Genomic DNA, 20,574 nt, shown 5'->3' with positions numbered 1-20,574 from the left:
TGATCTCTTGTGGGAGCGGGCTTGCCCGCGAAGAGGCCATCAATGTCAGTGAAAATCCCGGCTTTTCACATCCAGCCCCTGCAGCAAGGGGCTGATGTCTTCCAGCCGCCGTGCAATCAGGTGCCGAACCCCGTTCTCCTGCTCCAGCCGCCCACTCACCTTGAGCAGCTGCGACCCCACCAGCGCTCGCCGTTGCCGCTCGGCCAGGTCACGCCAGACCACCACATTGACCATGCCATGTTCATCCTCAAGGGTGACGAAAGTTACCCCGCTGGCGGTCTGCGGCCGTTGCCGCCCCACCACCAGGCCGGCCACGGCAATCGCATCGCCATGCTCGACCCCCGCCAGCTCACTGGAACTGCGACAGCCCAGCGCCCGCAGCCGTGGGCGCAAGAGCCTCAGCGGATGCGGGCCCAAGGTAGTCCCCAAGGTGTGGTAATCGGCAACCAGATCCTCGCCAACCGTTGGCGCGGGCAACGCAACTTCCACCTCCGGCAAAGCCTGCACCTCGGCGAACAGCGGCAACTGCGGCTGCACCGCCGCCACCTGCCAGCGCGCCTGGTGCCGGTCTCGCGCCAGCGCTCGCAGCGCGCCCGCATCGGCCAGCCGGGCGCGGGCACGGCTGTCGAGGCCGGCACGCAAGCACAGGTCTTCGACATCCCGCCAGGGGCGCTGTGCCCTCGCCTGCTCCAACCGGCGGGCATCGGCCTCGCTGAAGCCACGGACCTGGCGCAAGCCAAGGCGCAGGGCCAGTGCGCCTTGGGGGTCAGGTTCCAAGGTGCAGTCCCATTCGCTATGGAACACATCCACGGGGCGGACCTCGATCCCTTGCCGGCGCGCCTCCTGCAGCAACTGGTCCGGGCTGTAGAAGCCCATGGGCCAACTGTTGATCAGCGCACAGGTGAAGATCGCCGGCTCATGGCACTTGAGCCAGCTGCTGGCGTAACACAGCAAGGCGAAGCTGGCCGCGTGGGACTCGGGGAAGCCGTAACTGCCAAAGCCTTTGATCTGCTCGAAGATACGCTCGGCGAACGCCAGCTCGTAACCGTTGCGCAGCATGCCTTCGACCAGCCGCTGGCGATGGGGCTCCAGCCCGCCGTGGCGCTTCCAGGCCGCCATGCTGCGGCGCAGCTGGTCGGCCTCGCCGGGGCTGTAGTCGGCGGCGACCATGGCCAGCTCCATCACCTGTTCCTGGAACAAAGGCACGCCCAGTGTGCGCTCGAAGACTGCCTTGAGCTTTTCCGAGGGGTAGGTCACCGGCTCCTGCTTGAGGCGTCGGCGCAGGTAAGGGTGAACCATGTCCCCCTGGATCGGCCCGGGGCGCACGATGGCAACCTCGATCACCAGGTCATAGAAGGTGTTGGGCCTGAGTCGCGGCAGCATGGCCATCTGTGCCCGCGATTCGATCTGGAATACGCCCATGGTCTCGGCGCGGCTGATCATCGCGTAGGTCGCCGGGTCTTCGCCGGGGATGGTCGCCAGGCTCAGTTGCCGCCCGCGATGCCGCTGCAGCAGGTCGAAACAGCGGCGCAAGGCACTGAGCATGCCCAGTGCCAGCACATCGACCTTGAGCAGGCCGACCATGTCCAGGTCGTCCTTGTCCCACTGGATCACCGTGCGCTCGGCCATGGCGGCGTTTTCCACTGGCACCAGCTGGTCCAGTGGTTGTTCGGATATGACGAAGCCACCCGGGTGCTGGGACAGGTGGCGGGGGAAGCCGATCAGTTCACCGGCCAGGACCAGGATGCGCCGCAGTGACGGGCTGCCCGGTTCGAAACCGGCCTCTGCCAGCCGTTGATCGTCCGGGATACGGTCGCTCCAGCGGCCGCAGCACTTGGCCAGGGCATCCACCTGGTCGGCCGGCAGGCCCAGCACCCTGGCCACATCACGCACCGCCCCGGCAGCATGGTAGGTATTGACCACGGCGGTCAGTGCAGCGCGGTGTCGGCCGTAACGGCGGAACACGTACTGGATCACCTCTTCGCGCCGGTCATGCTCGAAGTCCACGTCGATATCGGGCGGCTCGTTGCGCTCGCGGGACAGGAAGCGCTCGAACAGCAGACGATGCTCCATCGGGTCGAGCTCGGTGATGCCCAGCACGAAGCACACCACCGAGTTGGCGGCAGAGCCACGCCCCTGGCAGAGAATATGCTGGCTGCGGGCAAAGGCGACGATGTCATGCACGGTGAGGAAATAGCGCTCGTAACCGAGTTCCTCGATCAGCGCCAGTTCTTTGTCCAGCACCGCGCGCACCTTGCTGCTCGGCCCTGCCGGCCAGCGCAGGGGCAAACCCCGCTGGCACAATTCGCGCAGCCAGCTGGTGGGCGTCTGGCCCTCGGGCACCAGCTCACGCGGGTACTCGTAGCGCAGTTCCCCCAGATCGAACCGGCAACGCTCGGCGATGACCAGGCTCTCGGCCAGCAGGTCTGCCGGGTACAGTTCGGCCAGTTGCTCCAGAGCACGCAGGTGGCGCTCGCCATTGGCAAACAGATAGCGCCCCGCCTCGGCCACGTTGCAGTGCTGCCGGATCGCGGTCATGCAGTCCTGAAGCGCCCGCCGGCCGCGCACGTGCATGTGCACGTCACCACAGGCTACCGCGCGCAGGCCCAGCTGTGCAGCCAGTTCGCGCAAGCGGGCCAGGCGCCGGTGATCATCGCTGCCGCGGTGCAGGTGTACGCCCAACCACAAGCGATCGGCAAACACGCCATGCAGCCAGCGGCCAGCCGCCTGGTCATCGGGATCATCGGCAATCCATAGCGCCAGCAACCCCTCATGGTGCTGCTGCAGATCGTCAGCGAACAACTGGTAGTCACCCTTTTCGGCCCGCCGTCGGGCACGGGTTATCAGGGCACACAGGTTCTGGTAACCCGTGAGGTCCTGCACCAGCAATACCAGTTTGGGGCCATCCTGCAGACGCACTTCACTGCCGATGATCAAGCGCAACTGCTGCGACTTGGCCGCCTGCCAGGCGCGAACGATACCTGCCAGGGTGCACTCGTCGGTAATCGCCAGGGCCTGGTAGCCCTGCTCGCGGGCGCGGCGGAACAGCTCTTCGGCGCTCGATGCGCCGCGCTGAAAGCTGAAATTGGACAGGCAATGCAGCTCGGCGTAGCCCGGCGCGCTCATGCGAACCAGCCTTGCAGCCACAGCGGGCCGGGTTGAGCCAGGTCTTGATAGGCCCAGCCCCGCAGGCCATCGCGGGTTTCGATGCGGTAGTAGTCGCGGCGCACGTCGCCACCGTCCCACCAGCCCGACTCGATGCGCTCGGCTTGGCCCAGCAGCGTGTGGCCAGCCGCTTCCAATGCCTGCGGCGTGGGCAGCAACCAGCCAGGGCGGCTACCGGGCAAGGCCGGCAGGCTGCCCTGGGCGCCCTGCTCCGCTTGCTGCCAGGCGCATTCGGGGCGATGGTCGGCCTCGGCGCGCAGGCCTTTGACGGCGTCATCACCCAGGCGTGCACGCAGGCGTTCGCGCAGTTGCTCCCAGGGCTGGGCCTGCTTGGCGCGTGGGTCGAACAGTGCTTGGTGCTGGGGCACGAAGGCTGGCAGGTCGTCGGCGACCAGCCGCAGGTTGCGCACCGGTGCCGGGATACGCAGCGGCTCCAGGCGCCCGCGTGCCAGTTCGAAGAGCATGGCGGCATCGCGCTCGGCGGCCAGCAGGCCGACTTGCAAGCGAGTGTCCGGCCCTTCGACGTGCTCCAGGTACAGGCAGAAGCGCTGTACGCCGCAGTCACGCCCGGCGAGGAAGGCGGCCAGGTCATTGAGCATGCGCCGCAGCGGGAACAGCAAGGCCTGGTGCGACTCGACGTCGAAGTTGAGTTCAAGGCGTGTTTCGAAACGGTCCGGCGGCTGGTAGAAATCCAGGCCCATGGAACGCAAGCCGAGCAATTGGTCCAGGTGCAACTGCACCTGGGCAGAAAAACGCCTGGCCAGCGCATCGCGCGGCAAGGCCAGCACCTGCCCTAACTGGCGCAACCCCATGCGGGCAAAGGCTTCGGCTGCCTCCGCCGGCAACCCGACCCGCTCGATTGGCATGCGTGCCAACGCCGTCCGGGTCTGTTCGGCGCAGGTCAGGGCCAGGCCGTCATGGCCGTTGGCAAGCATGCGGGCCGCTACCGGGTTGGTCGCAAGCACGATGCGCTGGCGCAAGCCCAGTGCAGCCAGTTCCTCGCGCAAGCGGGCCTCGAACAATGGCCAAGGGCCGAACAGCTGCAAGCTGGAGCCGACCTCAAGCAACAGGGCACGTGGATAGTGAAGGCTTACCTGGGCACTGAACCGATAGGCCCAGGCCGCCAGCAACTGCTGCAATTGCTCGATGCGGGCCGGGTCAGCCTCGACACAATGAAAGCCATCGGCCAGGGCCCGCGCGGCGGTCAGCGTCTGCCCCGCCCGCAGGCCAAGCGCTGCCGCTGCAGGATTGACGGCTTGCAGCATGCGCCGCTGAACGGGCCCACCGATCAGCACCAGTGGCGTATCGGCGTCGTCACGCTCGCGCAGGATCGAGTCCAGCGCCAGCTGGGGCAGGAGAATGCAGGCCCAGAGCATGGTGCATCAGCCCCGCCCTGGGCAGGCGATGGGCATGGCCGGTGGCATACCGCCACGGCACTTGAGTACGCGCCATTGCGCCGGACGCGTATCCACGGCAATACGCAGCGCGGCGGGCGACGGGTTGTGCGCAGCCTGTTGTGGCCGACAGGCGAAGGCCAATGCCTGCCCGGTCTCGGCGGCCACCTGCAGGCGGCGCAGGGCGCGGTCATCGGCACGCTCCGGCCAGCACAGCACCGCTGCGCAACTGCCGGAGCGCAAGCATTGTTCGGCCGCCCACAGGGCATCGGCCTGCCCGGCATCGACCTGCACCAGCCAGCGCAGGTCCACACCCGCAGCCTGCCAGGCCGGCGCATAGGGAATGAACGGCGGCGCCACCAGCACCACCCGCCCGCCTTCAGCGGTCAGGCGTGACAGCGATGGCCAGAGCAGTTGCAACTCGCCACAGCCTGGGCTGGCCAGCAGCAACTCGCTGAGGGCTGCGGCCGGCCAGCCGCCATCCGGCAGGCGTTGGTCGAGCATCGCATGCCCCGTGGGCTGCAAACCGGCCGGGCGCGCCTGGCCCTGCCGCCCGCGCCAGACCTGGCGTTGGTCGAGCAGCCGATCGAGATCGACCACCGCGCCCATCAGTCACGCCTCAACAGGCCACAGAACACGCCTTCTATGAAGAACTCGCGCTCAGGCCCCACGTCGATCGGCGCATAGGCCGGGTTGCGCGGCAACAGCCGGTAACCACCCGGCTGGCGCTGCAGGCGTTTGATGGTGACCTCGCCGTCCAGGCGCGCGACCACGATCTGGCCATCACGCGCCTCGCCCTGCTGGCGGATGCCGACCAGGTCACCGTCGAATATGCCATCGTCGATCATCGAATCACCGCGCACCTTGAGCAGGTAGTCCGGTGTGCGGCGGAACAGGCTGGGGTCGAGCAGCAATTGCTCGTGAATGCCCAGGTCCGGGCCGATCGGCGCACCGGCTGCCACCTGCCCCAGTACGGGAATTTCGAGGATTTCCGGACGGCGCAGGGGCTCGGCCAGGCGAATGCCCCGCGCCTGGTTGGGCGTGACGTCGATATAGCCGGCCTGGCACAACGCGGTGATGTGCTTGCGCGCAACGCTACGCGAAGCGAAACCGAAGCGGCTGGCGATATCGGCCAGGCTCGGTGGCTGGCCGTGGTCGGCAATGCGCTCGCGAATGAATTCGAGGATTGCACGGCGTTTTGGGGTGAGATTGTCCATGGAGCACATTTGTACTCTTTTTGGCGCACACTGAACAGCCCCCTTTGTCGTCAGGTTTGGTTATCATCCCCGGGCGTTTGTTTTTTTGAATTCCTGGATACCTGATGCTGACTGCCCTGCTGTTCGATCTCGATGGAACCTTGACCGACACCGACACCCTGCATTTGCAGGCCTTCCGCCAACTGCTTCATGACTATGACGGCCGCGAGCTGACCCAGGAACAATTCGATGCCCAGGTCAGCGGCCGGGCCAATGGCGAACTGTTTGCCGATTTGTTTCCACTTGCCGATACCACCGAGCGCCAGGCGCTGGCCGACCGCAAGGAAGCGCTGTTTCGTGAGCTGTCACCCGTGCTGCAGCCCATGCCCGGCCTGCTGCGCCTGATGGACCATGCGCGGGCCTGGGATATCGGCATGTGCGTGGTGACCAATGCGCCGCGGCTGAATGCCGAGCACATGCTCACCGCCATGGGGCTTGGGGAGCGCTTCGAGCATGTGCTGGTGGCCGAGGAGCTGGAGCGGCCCAAGCCGGATCCGCTGCCCTATCTGACCGGGCTGCAGCGCCTGGAGGCGATGGCGGGTGAGGCTTTGGCGTTCGAGGATTCGTTGCCGGGGGTGGCTGCGGCGAGTGGGGCCGGGATCTTTACCGTGGGGGTGGCCACGACCCACACGCCGGAGCGGTTGATGGCTGCCGGGGCGAAACTGGTGGTGAAGGATTTCAATGATCCAGCGCTGTGGGCGTTGATCGAGACCCTGTGCTCGCCTTGAGTTATTGATTGGGGCACAAATCGAGCGCCGCGCGGGCGGCGCTCGATCTCACAGGCGCCACACATCTCCAGCCAGGCCCCCAGACCACTCATCGCCCATCCACCAGGACTGTCGATTCCCTTCCCGTCAAATCGACCACTAGCTGAACCCCCAGCGGAGTCAGCACCATGAGCCCCCCCGATCAGAAACACCCGGTCGCCTCACGCGCCCAATGGCTGGCCGCCCGCCGCCAGCTGTGGCTGCACGAAAAAGCCTTCACCCACCAACGCGATGAGCTGGCTGCCGCCCGCCGCGCCCTGCCCTGGGTCAAGGTCGAACAGCCCTACCGCTTTCAGGGCCCGGACGGCGAGCTGAGCCTGGCCGACCTGTTCGCCGGTCGCAGCCAGCTACTGGTCTATCACTTCATGTTTGCCGAGGGCTGGAGAGAAGGCTGCCCTGGCTGCTCGTTCCTTGCCGATCATTTCGATGGCGCCAACCTGCACCTGGCCCATCACGATGTCTCGCTGGTCGCCGTGTCGCGCGCGCCCTATCGCGAGTTCCAGGCGTTCCGCCAGCGCATGGGCTGGCGCTTCCCCTGGTATTCATCACACGGCAGCGGTTTCAACGAGGACTTCGGCGTCAGCGTCGGCAGCGAAGGCCAACGCCAGTACAACTATGAGCCGTACACCGGCAACGAAGCCGAGCTACCGGGCCTGAGCGCCTTCTACAAAGACCCGGATGGCACGCTCTACCATACCTACTCCACCTACGCCCGCGGCCTGGACATCCTGGTCAACACCTACAACTTCCTCGACATCGCCCCGCTGGGGCGCAACGAGGCCGGGACCATGGACTGGGTCCGGCATCACGATCGCTACCAGGGCCAGCCCGGCAAACCCCATTGCTGCCATGAGTGATCCGCCCGCCAGGTGCCGCCCGCAGGACCACGGCGGCGCTTGGGCAGCAGCCGGGCAGAAACCGGCCATACTTGAGCCCGTCGCCCTTGCCAGACAGGCCCGCCATGCCCAAGCGCTTGCCCATGATCGACCTGCGAACTCTGGTACTCGGTATCGTCGTGCTGGCGTGCCTGGCGACCCTGGGCAATGTGCTGTATGTCGCCTATCGGGTGCAGCTCGACACCCTGGTGCACTTTTCCCTGCAGGCCAACCAGGCCTATGCCAGCAAGGTGGCTTCGAGCATCACCGAATTCCTGCGCTCGGCCCGCAGCCACCTGACCTACAGCGCCAGGCAGCTTGCCGGCGGCCTGGGCGACCCGGCGTTGCTGCATGCCGAAGCCAAACGCCTGCAGGCCCAGGATCTGGATTTCAACTCCATCATCATCGTCAACGCTCAGGGCCGTGTGCTAGAGGCCTACCCCGATACCCGCCAGATTGCCAGCCACCATCGGCATTCGCTGGAAATTCGCCAGGCAGTCGATGCCCGTTTGCCGCGGGTCAGCCACGCCTATACCTCGCGCAGCGGTGACCTTGTGGTGTTCATTTCCGAACCGATCTTCGCCACCGACGGGCAATACCTCGGTATCGTGGGTGGCTCGGTGTTCCTCAAGAAGGAAAGCGCACTGAACGCGGTAATCGCCCAGCATTACCAGCTTGACGGCACCTTCGCCTTCGTCGCCGATGCCAACGAACGCCTGCTCTACCACCCCGACCCAGAGCGCATCGGCACCCTGGCCACCGGCAGCCCGACCATCGAAGCGGCCTTGCGCGGAGAGAGCGGTAACCTGGATGCGCCCAACTACATCGGCATCCCCATGCTCGCCGGCTTCGCCCCGGTGCCTGATGCGCACTGGGCCGTGGTCGCCCAGCAACCCCGTGAGCTGGCCCTGGCGCCCTTGCATGAGTTGATGCGCAAGGTGCTGCTGTACATTCTGCCGGCCAGCCTGATCGGCTTTCTGCTGATGTTGTGGATGTCCTACTGGCTGATCAAGCCACTGCGCCAGCTGGCACATGGCGCCACGCACCTTTCGGCCAAAGAGACCGGCGATGAACTGCGCAACATCGACGCCTGGTACGTGGAGGCCGCTGCCATCCGCCGCGCCCTGCTCACCGCCGAACGGCTGTTGCAGGAAAAATTCGGCAAGCTGCGCCAGGAAGCCCAGAGCGATGCCCTCACCGGCCTGGCCAACCGCCGTGCGCTGCACCTGGTACTGGACACCTTGATGGAGGGCGAACGGGCATTCGCCGTGCTGGCCCTGGACATCGACTTCTTCAAGCGGGTCAACGACACCTACGGCCATGATGCCGGCGATGACGTACTCAAGCACCTGAGCGAACTGCTGCGGCAGAATTCCCGCCAGCATGACCTGCCCTGCCGGGTCGGCGGCGAAGAGTTCACCATGCTGTTGCCGGACACCACCCTGGCCGATGCCCGGCGTATTGCCGAGCGCATCCGTGAGGCGGTCGAACAGGCCGACACGCCCCACTGCGGCACGCTCACCCTGTCGGTCGGCGTGGCCTGCCGCCAGCCCGACACCGAGCTGGCCGAAACCCTGCTCAAACAGGCCGACGAGATGCTGTACAAGGCCAAGCAGAATGGCCGAAACCGCGTCGAGGTGCTGGACTTCAGCCCCTCACACCCAGCATCCCTCGCTCGACGATGAAGTCGATCACCGCCTGCAGGCCTTCGCCCTTTTTCAGGTTGCTGAAGGTCCAGGGGCGCTGCGGGCGCATACGCTGGGTGTCACGCTCCATCACTTCCAGCGAGGCCCCCACGTAGGGCGCCAGGTCGGTCTTGTTGATCACCAGGAAGTCCGACTTGGTGATGCCAGGGCCGCCCTTGCGCGGGATCTTCTCGCCCTCGGCCACGTCGATGACATAGATGGTCAGGTCGGCCAGCTCCGGGCTGAAGGTGGCGCTGAGGTTGTCGCCACCGCTTTCGACGAAGATCACTTCGAGGTTGCCGAACTTGCGCGCCAGCGCTTCGACGGCAGCCAGGTTCATCGAGGCGTCCTCGCGGATGGCAGTGTGCGGGCAGCCACCGGTCTCGACGCCGACGATACGCTCAGGTTCCAGGGCACCGGCCTCGGTGAGGATGCGTTGGTCTTCCTTGGTGTAGATGTCATTGGTCACCACGGCGATCTGGTAATGATCGCGCATGGCCTTGCACAGGCATTCGAGCAGCGCGGTCTTGCCAGAGCCGACCGGGCCACCGACACCGACGCGCAGGGGTTGCTGATAGCTTTGCATGTTGGCAGTCCTCAGGAACGGAATAAACGGGTGTATTGGGTTTCGTGACGCGAAGAAGCGATTGCCAGCAGCGGCAGGCCACCGCCGAGCTGGTCATCGGCCAATGCCAGGGCCTGATCCAGCACGCCGGGCAGTTCTGCGCCCAGGTCGCGCAGCAGGGTCTGCGCCGCCTGCTGGCCGAACGGCACCAGCTTGACCCCGGCCATCACCGCACCCTCGAGCCAGGCGAAGGCGTGCCCAAGGGCAAGTTGAGGCAGCGGAATCTGCCAGTGCACGGCGAGCCAGGCCATGCCGCCGAGCTGGCTGAGTTCGAGGCTGGCGCGCCAGGCCGGGTCCTGGCCCAGCTGCCAGCCATCGAGCAGACGTGCCAAGGCCGAGCCGCGTTGCTGTTCTTCCAGGCGCAGTTCGGCCGTTTCGCGATTGGCCAGCAGGAAGCTGCTCCAGTGTGCGAAGGCTGCCGCATCGCCCAGCTCGCAGGCACGGTACAGGCGCGCCAGCACGGGCCAGTCCAGACACGCCAGGGTGTCATGCAACTGTTCGCGTTGCCAGGCGCTGAAGCTGGCGGTATCACGCACCCAACCCGCCTCGACGGCCCACTCCAACCCTTGCGAGTAGGTGAAGCCACCCACCGGCAGGCCGGGGCTGGCCAGTTGCAGCAGGCGCAGCAGTGCCAGGTCGCTGTTCATCAACCGGCCAGCACCAGGGCGGCACCGGCCAGCATGCCGCCACCGAAGGCTTTCTGCAGGCCGCTGTGGCGGCGCAGCAGGCAGCCGACGCCGAAGCCGACTGCCAGCAGCAGGCCGCTGACGGTGACGAAGCCGGCGCTGAACATCCAGAAGGCGCTCGGCGTGGCCTCGACGCCATGAGCCCAGCCGTGGAACAGGGCAAACACCGGCATGGCCAGGGCCAGCAGCATCTGGCGGCTCGGCAGCAGTACGGCGGCGGCGGCCACCAGCACCGACACGGCAATCAGGGTTTCCATGCCCAGCACATCGCCGAACAGGTGGCCACACACGGCACCGGCGAACATCGAGGCCAGGGTGGCCAGCGGCAAGGTCAGGTTGCGCCGGGTCAGCGCGGCCAGCACACCGGTGCCCAGCAGCATCAGCAGGTGGTCGAGGCCAGTCAGCGGGTGCAGCAGGCCGTCGTGCAACGGGCTGCCGTCGTGACCCGGGTGGGCGAAAGCCGGCAGTGCGACCATCAGCAGGGCAAGGGCGAAAATCTTTTTCATTGTGGGCTCCTTAGATGAGGGATTCAGGAATGGGCTGGCAGGCGTACGAACGGATGGTCGTTGCCGTGGCTGTGGCTGTGGCCGTGTGGTGCGCTCTGGTAGGCACCGGCTTCCGGCTCGAACGGCGCCTGCTCGGTTTCCACCGTCAGGCCCAGGCCGCGCAGCATGTCGTCGAGTACATGGTCGTGCTGGTAGCGAAGCAGGCCCGGCTCGATCTGCAGGGGAACGTGGCGGTTGCCCAGGTGATAGGCGGCGCGGGCCAGCAAGTGCGGGTCGGCACAACGCACGGTCGATACCGTTTCAGGTGCAGCCAGTACGCGGATCACCTGGGTTCCCGAGGCATCGGCGAGCAACTCGCCACCACGCAGCAGGTGGCCACGTTCGAGCATCAGGCCGGCTTCGCGGCCGTCGTCGAGGGTCACGCGCAGGCGGCTCTTGATACGGCTGTCGACGTCCAGGGTCACGCTGCCGGTGACGGTGTCGCAGGCCTCGATCCGGCGGGTCAGGACAATCATCTTCACTCCTTCAGAACAGGAAATAACGCTGGGCCAGCGGCAGTTCGCTGGCCGGTTCGCACACCAGCAATTCGCCGTCGGCGCGCACCTGGTAGGTCTGCGAATCGACTTCGATCACTGGCTGCAAGGTGTTGTGGACCATGTCGGCCTTGCGCACCCGGCGGCAGCCATGTGCCACGCCAATCAGGCTCTGCAGCCCCAGTTCCTGGTGCAGGCCACGGTCCATGGCGGCCTGGGGCAGGAAGGTCATGCGCGTGGCGTGGCGGGCCGCGCCCATGGCGCCGAACATTGGCCGGTAGTGCACCGGCTGCGGGGTCGGGATCGAGCCGTTGATGTCGCCCATCGGCGCTGTGGCGATCATCCCGCCCTTGATCACCAGGGCCGGTTTGACTGCGAAGAAGGCCGGCGACCACAGCACCAGGTCGGCCAGCTTGCCCACCTCGACCGAACCGACTTCATGGGCGATACCATGGGTCAGCGCCGGGTTGATGGTGTACTTGGCGATGTAGCGCTTGACCCGGAAGTTGTCGCTGTAGTCGGTGTCAGGCGCCAGTGGGCCGCGGCGCAGCTTCATCTGGTGCGCCACCTGCCAGGTGCGCAACACCACTTCGCCGACCCGGCCCATGGCCTGGGAATCGGACGAGGTCATGGCAAAGGCGCCCATGTCGTGGAGGATGTCCTCGGCGGCAATGGTCTCGCGGCGGATGCGTGACTCGGCAAAGGCCACGTCCTCGGCAATGCTCGGGTCCAGGTGGTGGCAGACCATGAGCATGTCCAGGTGCTCGTCGACGGTATTGACCGTGTAAGGCAGGGTCGGGTTGGTCGAGGACGGCAACACGTTGGCCTGCCCTGCCGCACGGATGATGTCTGGCGCGTGGCCACCGCCGGCCCCTTCGGTATGGAAGGTGTGGATGGTGCGGTCGCCGATGGCGGCCAGGGTGTCTTCGATGCAGCCCGACTCGTTCAGGGTGTCGGTATGGATCGCCACCTGGATGTCCATCTCTTCGGCCACGCCCAGGCAGCAATCGATGGCGGCCGGGGTCGAACCCCAGTCTTCGTGCAGCTTGAGGCCCACGGCGCCGGCGGCGATCTGCTCGCGCAGCGCTTCGGGGCGCGAGGCGTTGCCCTTGCCCAGCAGGCCGATGTTGATCGGCAGGCAATCGGCGGCCTGGAGCATCCGTGCCAGGTACCAGGGCCCTGGTGTGCAGGTGGTGGCATTGGTGCCGGTGGCCGGGCCGGTACCGCCGCCAATGAAGGTGGTGACGCCGCTGGTCAGCGCTTCTTCCACCTGCTGCGGGCAGATGAAGTGGATATGCGAGTCGATGCCACCGGCGGTGACGATCTTGCCCTCGGCCGCGATCACTTCGGTACCCGGGCCGACCGGTACGTTCACGCCCGGTTGCACGTCGGGGTTGCCGGCCTTGCCGATGACCGCGATGCGCCCGTGCTTGACGCCGATATCGGCTTTGACGATGCCCCAATGATCGATGATCAGGGCATTGGTCAGCACCAGGTCCATGGCCTCGGCAGCGAGCATCTGGCCCTGGCCCATGCCGTCGCGGATGACCTTGCCGCCACCAAACTTGACCTCTTCGCCATAGACGGTGAAGTCCTTCTCGACCTCCACCCACAGCGCGGTGTCAGCCAGGCGCACGCGGTCGCCGACAGTGGGGCCGAACATGTCGGCGTAGGCCCGGCGGGAAATACGGCTCATGCCCTGCCCTCCAGCGCACCCATCACTTTGCCCTGGAAGCCATGTACCTCACGCTTGCCGGCATAGGCCACCAGATGCACGGTACGCGACTGGCCCGGCTCGAAGCGCACGGCAGTACCGGCGGGGATATCGAGGCGAAAACCACGGGTCGGTTCACGCTCGAACACCAGCGCATCGTTGACCTCGTAGAAGTGGTAGTGCGAACCGACCTGCACCGGGCGGTCGCCATGGTTGGCCACGCTGACGCTCACCGTGTCACGGCCGACGTTGAGTTCGATGTCGCCGGCGGCGACCTGAATTTCACCTGGGATCATGCTGGGCTCCTGCTCCAGGTCAGACGATAGGGTCGTGCACGGTCACCAGCTTGGTGCCGTCGGGGAAGGTCGCTTCGACCTGCACGTCATGCAGCATCTCGGCGACGCCCTCCATGACCTGCTCGCGGCCGATCACTTCGCGGCCCAGGCTCATCAGCTCGGCCACCGTGCGGCCATCGCGGGCGCCTTCGAGCACCGCAGCGCTGATCAGCGCCACCGCCTCCGGGTAGTTGAGCTTCAGGCCACGGGCCAGGCGCCGTTCGGCCAGCAGCGCGGCGGTGAACAGCAGCAGTTTGTCTTTCTCTCTCGGGGTCAGCTCCATGGCGCTCTCTCAAGTGGCCCAGATGCGCGGCGGGCACGCGGCCAGGCCGATAACGGCCGGGCGCAGGGCATGCCAGAGGCGCTGCAGGGTGTGTTGCAGGTGTTGGTTGTCGTGATCGAGCAGGCGGATCACCAGCAGCGAGCCGAGCAAGGTCGCGCCTGCGGGGGTGTCGAGTTCATCGAGCAGCGCGCGCACCTGCTCCAGCACAGCCGGGGTCGCGGGCGCCGCACAGAAGGTGGCGACCAGTGGGTGGCCGCCGACCTTGGCCAGTTGCCCGCCTGCGATGCGCAGGCGCTCGTGCAAGCCGGGGTCGCCGGGCAACTCGATGCACAGCCGGCTGTCCAGTGCGCCTTGCTCGAAGCGCTCGTGCATCACTGGCCGGCCCAGGCACAGGGTTTCCCAGGCCAGCAGCCTGGCGCCGGGTTCGAGGGTGAAGCGGCTGTCGAGGCTGGCGCGCGCGCCGTTGAAGAAGATGCTGTCCTGGGGCAGCCATTCCAGGGTGCTGCCGGCCTGCAGGTGGAAGCGCTGGGCCAGCCGCGCGGTGGGGCCGATGCTGCGGTAGAACTTGCTGGCGCCCGGCATGGTCAGCAACGCGTGGCTACCTGGCTCGAGGTGGATGTCCAGCTCCAGGCGGTCGCCAGCGACGATGCCGCCGGGTGGGTGCAGCACATAAACGTGGCACGGTGCACCCTCCGGATAGAACGGGCGCTGCACCAAAAGCGGGCCGAAATGCCGACGCGCACCAAGACGAGTCACGCCATGGCGCTCGACGAAGCGCAACTGCAGGTGGGCGCTCCATCCTGCGTCTTGTTCAGATTGTTCCACCTGCTTTGCCAGTAACATCCTATAGCCCTTGATTTCCGTGGCTTGCCGACTGACCAAGGGCGCTGGTGCCATATAGCGTGACGCTGGCAGGCTGACCACTCGATCAAATTTCGCTGCCTGGATATAGCAGGTTGCGGGCCAACTACGCAGGTGAATGCAGATGAAACCTTCCCGAGGAAGGCTCTGGCATGGGGCATACGGGGTTGCAACGCACATTGCAGGGGCGGCACTTGGCCCTGTTTCGGTGCTGCGCTAAAGTCTGTGCTTTACCGTCGGCCAAGGAACCGCCATGCCCCTCGCCCCTGCCATTCCGGTCCTGCGCATCTTCTCGGTGGACAAAGCCAAGGAGTTCTACCTGGACTTCCTGGGCTTCCAGCTCGACTGGGAACACCGCTTCAGCCCTGACTTGCCGCTGTACGCGCAGATCCACCGTGACGGCCTGATCCTGCACCTGAGCGAACACCATGGTGACGCCTGCCCGGGTTCGACTGTGTTCGCCCGTACCGAGGACCTTCTGGCACTGCAGCGCGAACTGCTGGACAAGCAGTACGGCTATGCCCGCCCCCAGGCCGAGCGCGTCGACTGGGGCTTGCAGATGCAGATTCGCGATCCGTTCGGCAACCTGTTGCGCTTCTGCCAGCAAATCGACAACGAGGCAGACCAGTGAACGCCATGAGCAAGCGCGACCTCGCCCGCCTGGAGCGCGAACTGGTCACTTGCCTGACCGATGCCTGCGAAACCGCCAAGGCGGAGATTGTCGGGTTCAGTTGGCTGACCCATCGGCTGGACCCGGATGATTATCCGGCCAGCCTGCGCATTACCTGGGTATTTGAACGTGAGGCCGATAAAGCAGCGGCGCTGGCCGGTGAGGCCAGGACTCGCATCCTGGCGCTGACAGCGCAGGCGCTCGATGAAGCGGGCGTGACGCTCGATCACGTGGCCTGGCATGTGCGCTTCGACAGTGAAGAGGCCTGCAGTCGCAGTCATGCCGGGGACTGGAACAGGCGCCTGCAGCAACGCTGAAGCTGGATGGGCGCTGTGTTGCCTGGGCCGGCCTCTTCGCGGGCAAGCCCGCTCCCACGGGTGCATCACAGACCTCAAAACTTGCACGGTACCTGTGGGAGCGGGCTTGCCCGCGAAGAGGCCGGCCCAGACAATCGAGAGCTTCCAGATAATGGCCAATTCGTGACTGGCCGTTCCCGATCCGCGATGGATGTATTATCGTGGCGAGGTGCGCATATAACAGCAACCCGAGCGATCGGGTGTTTGCAAGACAATCGAGGGTGTCATGAGTAACGAAAGCATTAACTGGGACAAGCTGGGTTTCGACTACATCAAGACCGACAAGCGCTACCTGTCCGTATGGCGCAATGGTGAGTGGGACAAAGGCACCCTGACCGAAGACAACGTGCTGCACATCAGTGAAGGCTCCACCGCCCTGCACTATGGCCAGCAGTGCTTCGAAGGCCTCAAGGCCTACCGTTGCAAAGACGGCTCGATCAACCTGTTCCGCCCCGACCAGAACGCCGCCCGCATGCAGCGCAGCTGCGCGCGCCTGCTGATGCCGCAGGTGCCGACCGATGTGTTCATCGAAGCGTGCAAGCAAGTGGTCAAGGCCAACGAGAAGTTCGTCCCGCCGCACGGCAAAGGTGCCCTGTACCTGCGCCCGTTCGTGATCGGCACTGGCGACAACATCGGCGTGCGCACCGCCCCCGAGTTCATTTTCTCGATCTTCGCCATCCCGGTCGGCTCGTACTTCAAGGGCGGCATGAAGCCGCACAACTTCCAGATCTCCAGCTTCGACCGTGCCGCCCCTCAGGGCACTGGCGCAGCCAAGGTCGGTGGCAACTACGCAGCCAGCCTGCAACCCGGTGCTGAAGCCAAGAAGGCCAACTTCGCCGACGCCATCTACCTCGATCCGCTGACCCACACCAAGATCGAGGAAGTCGGTTCGGCCAACTTCTTCGGCATCACCGCCAACAACGAATTCGTCACCCCGAAATCGGCCTCTGTATTGCCAGGCATCACCCGCCTGTCGCTGATGGAACTGGCGCAATCGCGCCTGGGCCTGACCGTGATCGAAGGCGACGTCGAGATCAACAAGCTCGACCGCTTCATCGAAGCCGGCGCCTGCGGCACCGCCGCCGTGATCACCCCGATCGGTGGCATCGAGTACAACGGCAAGCTGCATGTATTCCATGACCTGGAAAAAGTCGGCCCGGTCACTCAGAAGCTCTACAACGAGCTGACCGGCATCCAGAGCGGCGACGTCGAAGCGCCTGCCGGCTGGATCGTCAAGGTCGCCTGAGCCGCCGCGCCACGCTGATCGACGGGGCATGCCAGACAATGGCATGCCCCGTTTTGTTTTACCCGGCGTAGATGAATTTTTCTTAAATCGCCGTTTGGCTATTCTTTGGCACAATCAAGTCTCCATTAGACGCCCAGGAACGAGCATGCCACGCGTACTGACCATCGAAGACGACGCCGTCACCGGCCAGGAAATCGTCGCCGAACTCTCCAGCCACGGCCTGGATGTGGATTGGGCCGACAACGGCCGCGAAGGCCTGGCCAAGGCCATCGCCGGCGGTTACGACCTGATCACCGTCGACCGTATGCTGCCCGAGGTCGATGGCCTGACGATCGTCACCACCCTGCGCAACCTAAAAATCGCCACCCCGATCCTGATGATCAGCGCCCTCTCCGACGTGGATGAGCGCGTGCGCGGCCTGCGCGCCGGTGGCGACGATTACCTGACCAAGCCGTTCGCCTCCGACGAGATGGCGGCGCGGGTCGAAGTGCTGCTGCGGCGCAACAGCGTGCCCATGACCCAGACGCGCCTGCAGGTCGCCGACCTGCAGCTCGACCTGATCAGCCACGAGGCCCGCCGCGGCGAGCATACCCTCAACCTGCTGCCCACCGAGTACAAGCTGCTGGAATACCTGATGCGCCACAGTGGCCAGGTGATCACGCGGATGATGATCTTCGAGGAAGTCTGGGGTTACCACTTCGACCCTGGCACCAACTTGATCGACGTGCACATCGGTCGCCTGCGCAAGAAGATCGACTCCCCCGGCCAGTCGCCGCTGATCCGTACGGTACGGGGCTCGGGCTATGCCATTGCTGAACCCGTCTAAGGGTTGGAGTTCTTCAACCAGCCGTCTGTTGGCGCTGTACAGTTTCCTGTTCGTGGCCTGGAGCAGCATCCTCATGGGGGTGCTGTACTTCGAGGTCTCCAGTTACCTGAACAAGCTCACCCGCCATTCCATGCTGCAGCGCCAACACCTGTTCGCGCACATGAGCGGCAAGCAGCTGGACGACGCCCTGGTCGCCAGCCAGGCCTTCGAAGAGCGCAGCTTCGATGCCTATGGCCTGTTCGATGCCCAGCTCAACCCAGTGGGTGGGCGCATCCGTGCGATCCCGCCGGACCTCGGCCTGGACGGCAAGGTGCACGAACTCAAGCGCTGCCTGGACGCCGACGACCCGCACATGCCCCGTGACAGCTGCGATGCCGTGGCAATCAAGGTGCAGGATGGCCGCTGGCTGGTGCTGTTCCGCGACAATGGCTCGCTGTTCGTGGTTACCCGCATCATCCTGCATGCGTTGCTGTGGGGTATCTCGCTCACCCTGATTCCGGGGTTTGCCGGTTGGTACCTGCTGCGCCGCCGCCCGCTCAAGCGCATTCGTGCGATTCAGGCCCAGGCCGAGCTGATTGTCGCCGGCGACCTCACTCACCGTTTGCCGCTGTCGGCACGCCGCGACGAGCTGGACATGCTGGCCGATATCGTCAATGCCATGCTCGACCGCATAGAACGGCTGATGCATGAGGTCAAAGGCGTATGCGACAACATCGCCCACGACCTGCGCACGCCCCTCACCCGCCTGCGGGCGCAGCTGTACCGCATTCGTCAGCACAGCGCGCACGACTCAGCACAAGCGGAGGCGCTGGACCAGGCAATCGGCGAAACCGACACGCTGATGGCGCGTTTCCGCGGTTTGTTGCGAATCAGCGAGCTGGAAGACCGTCAACGTCGCGCCGGTTTCGTTCAGCTCGACCCGCACGATTTGCTGGTGGAACTGCACGACTTCTATCTGCCACTGGCCGAGGACGGCGGCATTCGCCTGAATCTTGACCAGCCTGCGCAATTGCCGGCACTGCATGGTGACCGCGAGCTGCTGTTCGAAGCGCTGGCCAACCTGGTGGGCAATGGCATCAAGTTCACGCCCGAAGGCGGCCGGGTTGCCATCACGGCGACACAGGATGAACTGGGCGTACACATCGCCATCGAAGACAGCGGGCCGGGGATTCCTGAAGAGGAACGGGCTGCGGTGCTCAAGCGCTTCTATCGAAGCGAGGAAGGCCACCGCCACTCCGGGTTCGGGCTGGGGTTGTCGATCGTTGCGGCGATCGTTGACCTGCACGGGTTCGGGCTGGAGATAGGCGAGAGCGAACTGGGCGGGGCGAAACTGGTGTTGCACTGCCCGTTGGCCGGGTTGCCTAGATAACCATTGGGGCTGCCTTGCAGCCCCAATTGCGTGATCAGTCAGCCAGGCGCCAGGTAGTTGCGCCCTTGCTGTCTTCCAGCACCACGCCCATGGCCGTGATCTGGTCGCGGATACGGTCGGACTCAGCCCAGTTCTTGTCTGCACGGGCCTGCAGGCGCGCCTGGATCAAGGCTTCCACTTCAGCCGCATCGACCTTGCCTTCGGCACCGGCACGCAGGAAGTCATCGGCCTCCAGCTGCAACACGCCCAGCACATCACCCAGTTCACGCAGGCGACCAGCCAGGCCTGCCGCCGCATCGACATCGCTGTCACGCAGGCGGTTGATCTCGCGCACCAGGTCGAACAGCACGGCACAGGCTTCCGGGGTGCCGAAGTCGTCGTTCATGGCCTCGCTGAAGCGCTCGACGAACGCTTCGCCACCCTTGGCAGCCACCCGCGGCAGGCCGCGCAGGGCGTGGTAGAAGCGCTCCAGGGCACCCTTGGCATCGCGCAGGCTGTCTTCGGAGTAGTTGATGGCGCTGCGGTAGTGGCTGGCCACCAGCAGGTAACGCACCACCTCCGGGTGATACTTGTCGAGCACGTCGCGGATGGTGAAGAAGTTGTTCAACGACTTAGACATCTTCTCGCCATTGATACGGATCATGCCGCAGTGCATCCAGGCATTGGCGTACTGCTTGCCGGTGGCCGCTTCGCTCTGCGCGATCTCGTTCTCGTGGTGCGGGAACTCCAGGTCGCTGCCGCCACCGTGGATGTCGAAGCTCTCGCCCAGGCAGCAGGTGGACATCACCGAGCACTCGATGTGCCAGCCCGGACGGCCCGGGCCCCACGGCGAATCCCAGTAAGGTTCGCCCGGCTTGACGCCTTTCCACAGGACGAAGTCCAGTGGATCCTGCTTGGCCTCGTCGACCTCGATGCGGGCACCGATGCGCAGGTCTTCGATCTTCTTGCGCGAAAGCTTGCCGTAGCCGACGAACTTGCCGACCCGGTAGTAAACGTCGCCGTTGCCGGGCGCGTAGGCGTAGCCCTTGTCGATCAGAGTCTGGATCATCGCGTGCATGCCGGCGATATGGTCGGTGGCACGCGGCTCCAGGTCCGGCTTGAGGATGTTCAGACGGCGCTCGTCTTCATGCATCGCGTCGATCATGCGCGCGGTCAGGGCGTCGAACGCCTCGCCGTTTTCGTTGGCGCGATTGATGATCTTGTCGTCGATGTCGGTGATGTTGCGCACATAGGTCAGCTCGTAGCCGCTTTTACGCAGCCAACGGGTTACCAGGTCGAACGCCACCATGCTGCGGCCGTGGCCAAGGTGGCAGTAGTCGTACACGGTCATGCCGCACACGTACATGCGCACCTTGTTGCCATCCAGCGGCTTGAAGGCTTCCTTGGTCTTGCTCAGCGTGTTGTAGATGGTAAGCACGGCGG

21 protein-coding genes are annotated in these 20,574 nt (G+C 65.3%); 8 read left to right on the top strand and 13 right to left on the bottom strand.

Annotation, left to right across the window (positions count from 1 at the left end; genetic code table 11):
* Positions 1 to 45: 45 nt before the first annotated feature.
* The 4 genes from ACIPZ5_RS09915 to lexA are packed head-to-tail and all read right to left on the bottom strand — an operon-like array spanning position 46 to position 5,785.
* Positions 46 to 3,126, bottom strand: coding sequence for an error-prone DNA polymerase (locus tag ACIPZ5_RS09915; RefSeq protein ID WP_400808152.1), 3,081 nt, complete (start codon positions 3,124 to 3,126; stop codon positions 46 to 48).
* Complete coding sequence (locus tag ACIPZ5_RS09910) at positions 3,123 to 4,541, bottom strand: DNA polymerase Y family protein (RefSeq protein ID WP_343596816.1); 1,419 nt, start codon at positions 4,539 to 4,541, stop codon at positions 3,123 to 3,125. The genes ACIPZ5_RS09915 and ACIPZ5_RS09910 overlap by 4 nt, the downstream gene beginning before the upstream one ends.
* Before the next feature lie 6 nt (positions 4,542 to 4,547).
* A complete protein-coding gene (imuA, locus tag ACIPZ5_RS09905) occupies positions 4,548 to 5,168 on the bottom strand; it encodes a translesion DNA synthesis-associated protein ImuA (RefSeq protein WP_313712112.1) in 621 nt (206 codons plus the stop codon).
* Positions 5,168 to 5,785: a transcriptional repressor LexA gene (gene lexA, locus ACIPZ5_RS09900; RefSeq protein WP_261940262.1), complete on the bottom strand. Its 618-nt coding sequence runs from the start codon at positions 5,783 to 5,785 to the stop codon at positions 5,168 to 5,170. Before lexA ends, imuA begins: the two co-directional genes overlap by 1 nt.
* A gap of 95 nt (positions 5,786 to 5,880) precedes the next feature.
* Between lexA and ACIPZ5_RS09895 the strand changes: the two genes are divergently transcribed.
* From ACIPZ5_RS09895 to ACIPZ5_RS09885, 3 genes are all read left to right on the top strand, one after another.
* Complete coding sequence (locus tag ACIPZ5_RS09895) at positions 5,881 to 6,543, top strand: HAD family hydrolase (RefSeq protein ID WP_400808147.1); 663 nt, start codon at positions 5,881 to 5,883, stop codon at positions 6,541 to 6,543.
* A gap of 167 nt (positions 6,544 to 6,710) precedes the next feature.
* Entirely contained in the window at positions 6,711 to 7,439 is a 729-nt protein-coding gene (locus ACIPZ5_RS09890; RefSeq protein WP_400808144.1) for a DUF899 domain-containing protein, read from the top strand.
* Between the two features lie 122 nt (positions 7,440 to 7,561).
* A complete protein-coding gene (locus ACIPZ5_RS09885) occupies positions 7,562 to 9,142 on the top strand; it encodes a diguanylate cyclase (RefSeq protein WP_400808142.1) in 1,581 nt (526 codons plus the stop codon).
* Here the strand turns inward: ACIPZ5_RS09885 and ureG are convergent.
* From ureG to ACIPZ5_RS09845, 8 genes are read right to left on the bottom strand one after another with little or no spacing between them, the layout of a single operon-like run.
* Positions 9,105 to 9,728 (bottom strand): urease accessory protein UreG, encoded by a 624-nt coding sequence (gene ureG, locus ACIPZ5_RS09880; RefSeq protein WP_027916761.1) that lies wholly within the window; start codon positions 9,726 to 9,728, stop codon positions 9,105 to 9,107. The genes ACIPZ5_RS09885 and ureG overlap by 38 nt on opposite strands.
* An 11-nt stretch (positions 9,729 to 9,739) precedes the next feature.
* A complete protein-coding gene (locus tag ACIPZ5_RS09875) occupies positions 9,740 to 10,414 on the bottom strand; it encodes an urease accessory protein UreF (protein WP_261940266.1) in 675 nt (224 codons plus the stop codon).
* A complete protein-coding gene (locus tag ACIPZ5_RS09870; RefSeq protein WP_343596831.1) occupies positions 10,414 to 10,959 on the bottom strand; it encodes a HupE/UreJ family protein in 546 nt (181 codons plus the stop codon). The genes ACIPZ5_RS09875 and ACIPZ5_RS09870 overlap by 1 nt, the downstream gene beginning before the upstream one ends.
* A gap of 23 nt (positions 10,960 to 10,982) precedes the next feature.
* Positions 10,983 to 11,474 carry an urease accessory protein UreE gene (ureE, locus tag ACIPZ5_RS09865; protein WP_343596833.1) on the bottom strand — a complete coding sequence of 164 codons (492 nt, stop codon included), beginning with the start codon at positions 11,472 to 11,474 and terminating at the stop codon, positions 10,983 to 10,985.
* Between the two features lie 10 nt (positions 11,475 to 11,484).
* Positions 11,485 to 13,188: an urease subunit alpha gene (gene ureC / locus ACIPZ5_RS09860; RefSeq protein WP_261940269.1), complete on the bottom strand. Its 1,704-nt coding sequence runs from the start codon at positions 13,186 to 13,188 to the stop codon at positions 11,485 to 11,487.
* On the bottom strand, positions 13,185 to 13,502 hold the full coding sequence (locus ACIPZ5_RS09855) for an urease subunit beta (protein ID WP_261940270.1): 318 nt from the start codon (positions 13,500 to 13,502) through the stop codon (positions 13,185 to 13,187). The genes ureC and ACIPZ5_RS09855 overlap by 4 nt, the downstream gene beginning before the upstream one ends.
* A 19-nt stretch (positions 13,503 to 13,521) precedes the next feature.
* Entirely contained in the window at positions 13,522 to 13,824 is a 303-nt protein-coding gene (locus tag ACIPZ5_RS09850) for an urease subunit gamma (protein WP_027916767.1), read from the bottom strand.
* A gap of 9 nt (positions 13,825 to 13,833) precedes the next feature.
* Positions 13,834 to 14,667, bottom strand: a complete 834-nt coding sequence (locus tag ACIPZ5_RS09845; RefSeq protein WP_343596838.1) for an urease accessory protein UreD — start codon at positions 14,665 to 14,667, stop codon at positions 13,834 to 13,836.
* Positions 14,668 to 14,938: 271 nt separating this feature from the next.
* Here ACIPZ5_RS09845 and ACIPZ5_RS09840 point away from each other — a divergent pair, with 271 nt between their 5' ends.
* The 5 genes from ACIPZ5_RS09840 to ACIPZ5_RS09820 all read left to right on the top strand — a co-directional run bounded on the left by ACIPZ5_RS09840 (position 14,939) and on the right by ACIPZ5_RS09820 (position 19,152).
* The gene (locus tag ACIPZ5_RS09840) at positions 14,939 to 15,316 is read left to right on the top strand and encodes a glyoxalase superfamily protein (protein WP_343596840.1); all 378 of its coding nucleotides are present in this window, start codon (positions 14,939 to 14,941) and stop codon (positions 15,314 to 15,316) included.
* Complete coding sequence (locus ACIPZ5_RS09835; RefSeq protein WP_400808136.1) at positions 15,313 to 15,672, top strand: hypothetical protein; 360 nt, start codon at positions 15,313 to 15,315, stop codon at positions 15,670 to 15,672. The genes ACIPZ5_RS09840 and ACIPZ5_RS09835 overlap by 4 nt, the downstream gene beginning before the upstream one ends.
* A gap of 265 nt (positions 15,673 to 15,937) precedes the next feature.
* Positions 15,938 to 16,957 carry a branched-chain amino acid aminotransferase gene (locus tag ACIPZ5_RS09830; RefSeq protein WP_013972500.1) on the top strand — a complete coding sequence of 340 codons (1,020 nt, stop codon included), beginning with the start codon at positions 15,938 to 15,940 and terminating at the stop codon, positions 16,955 to 16,957.
* Between the two features lie 145 nt (positions 16,958 to 17,102).
* Entirely contained in the window at positions 17,103 to 17,783 is a 681-nt protein-coding gene (locus tag ACIPZ5_RS09825) for a response regulator transcription factor (protein WP_060507416.1), read from the top strand.
* Positions 17,761 to 19,152: a HAMP domain-containing sensor histidine kinase gene (locus tag ACIPZ5_RS09820; protein WP_261940273.1), complete on the top strand. Its 1,392-nt coding sequence runs from the start codon at positions 17,761 to 17,763 to the stop codon at positions 19,150 to 19,152. Before ACIPZ5_RS09825 ends, ACIPZ5_RS09820 begins: the two co-directional genes overlap by 23 nt.
* A gap of 34 nt (positions 19,153 to 19,186) precedes the next feature.
* On the opposite strand, the gene cysS is transcribed toward ACIPZ5_RS09820, so the two are convergent.
* Complete coding sequence (gene cysS, locus ACIPZ5_RS09815) at positions 19,187 to 20,569, bottom strand: cysteine--tRNA ligase (RefSeq protein ID WP_261940274.1); 1,383 nt, start codon at positions 20,567 to 20,569, stop codon at positions 19,187 to 19,189.
* Positions 20,570 to 20,574 lie beyond the last annotated feature (5 nt).

Origin of the sequence: Pseudomonas sp. NPDC089428, from assembly GCF_044749325.1 — a bacterium.
Taxonomy (GTDB): domain Bacteria; phylum Pseudomonadota; class Gammaproteobacteria; order Pseudomonadales; family Pseudomonadaceae; genus Aquipseudomonas.
The sequence above is the reverse complement of the archived record's forward strand: the minus strand, read 5'-3'. Positions and strand labels throughout refer to the sequence as shown.

Bases quoted from the DNA above. Each gene is read 5' to 3' on its own strand.
- ACIPZ5_RS09820 (WP_261940273.1), top strand. From the start codon at position 17,761: ATGCCATTGCTGAACCCGTCTAAGGGTTGGAGTTCTTCAACCAGCCGT.
- ACIPZ5_RS09830 (WP_013972500.1), top strand. From the start codon at position 15,938: ATGAGTAACGAAAGCATTAACTGGGACAAGCTGGGTTTCGACTACATC.
- ACIPZ5_RS09890 (WP_400808144.1), top strand. From the start codon at position 6,711: ATGAGCCCCCCCGATCAGAAACACCCGGTCGCCTCACGCGCCCAATGG.
- ACIPZ5_RS09870 (WP_343596831.1), bottom strand. From the start codon at position 10,959: ATGAAAAAGATTTTCGCCCTTGCCCTGCTGATGGTCGCACTGCCGGCT.
- ACIPZ5_RS09825 (WP_060507416.1), top strand. From the start codon at position 17,103: ATGCCACGCGTACTGACCATCGAAGACGACGCCGTCACCGGCCAGGAA.
- ACIPZ5_RS09840 (WP_343596840.1), top strand. From the start codon at position 14,939: ATGCCCCTCGCCCCTGCCATTCCGGTCCTGCGCATCTTCTCGGTGGAC.
- lexA (WP_261940262.1), bottom strand. From the start codon at position 5,785: ATGTGCTCCATGGACAATCTCACCCCAAAACGCCGTGCAATCCTCGAA.
- ureG (WP_027916761.1), bottom strand. From the start codon at position 9,728: ATGCAAAGCTATCAGCAACCCCTGCGCGTCGGTGTCGGTGGCCCGGTC.
- ureC (WP_261940269.1), bottom strand. From the start codon at position 13,188: ATGAGCCGTATTTCCCGCCGGGCCTACGCCGACATGTTCGGCCCCACT.
- ACIPZ5_RS09895 (WP_400808147.1), top strand. From the start codon at position 5,881: ATGCTGACTGCCCTGCTGTTCGATCTCGATGGAACCTTGACCGACACC.
- ACIPZ5_RS09875 (WP_261940266.1), bottom strand. From the start codon at position 10,414: ATGAACAGCGACCTGGCACTGCTGCGCCTGCTGCAACTGGCCAGCCCC.
- imuA (WP_313712112.1), bottom strand. From the start codon at position 5,168: ATGGGCGCGGTGGTCGATCTCGATCGGCTGCTCGACCAACGCCAGGTC.
- ureE (WP_343596833.1), bottom strand. From the start codon at position 11,474: ATGATTGTCCTGACCCGCCGGATCGAGGCCTGCGACACCGTCACCGGC.
- ACIPZ5_RS09885 (WP_400808142.1), top strand. From the start codon at position 7,562: ATGATCGACCTGCGAACTCTGGTACTCGGTATCGTCGTGCTGGCGTGC.
- ACIPZ5_RS09845 (WP_343596838.1), bottom strand. From the start codon at position 14,667: ATGTTACTGGCAAAGCAGGTGGAACAATCTGAACAAGACGCAGGATGG.
- ACIPZ5_RS09910 (WP_343596816.1), bottom strand. From the start codon at position 4,541: ATGCTCTGGGCCTGCATTCTCCTGCCCCAGCTGGCGCTGGACTCGATC.
- ACIPZ5_RS09915 (WP_400808152.1), bottom strand. From the start codon at position 3,126: ATGAGCGCGCCGGGCTACGCCGAGCTGCATTGCCTGTCCAATTTCAGC.
- ACIPZ5_RS09850 (WP_027916767.1), bottom strand. From the start codon at position 13,824: ATGGAGCTGACCCCGAGAGAGAAAGACAAACTGCTGCTGTTCACCGCC.
- ACIPZ5_RS09855 (WP_261940270.1), bottom strand. From the start codon at position 13,502: ATGATCCCAGGTGAAATTCAGGTCGCCGCCGGCGACATCGAACTCAAC.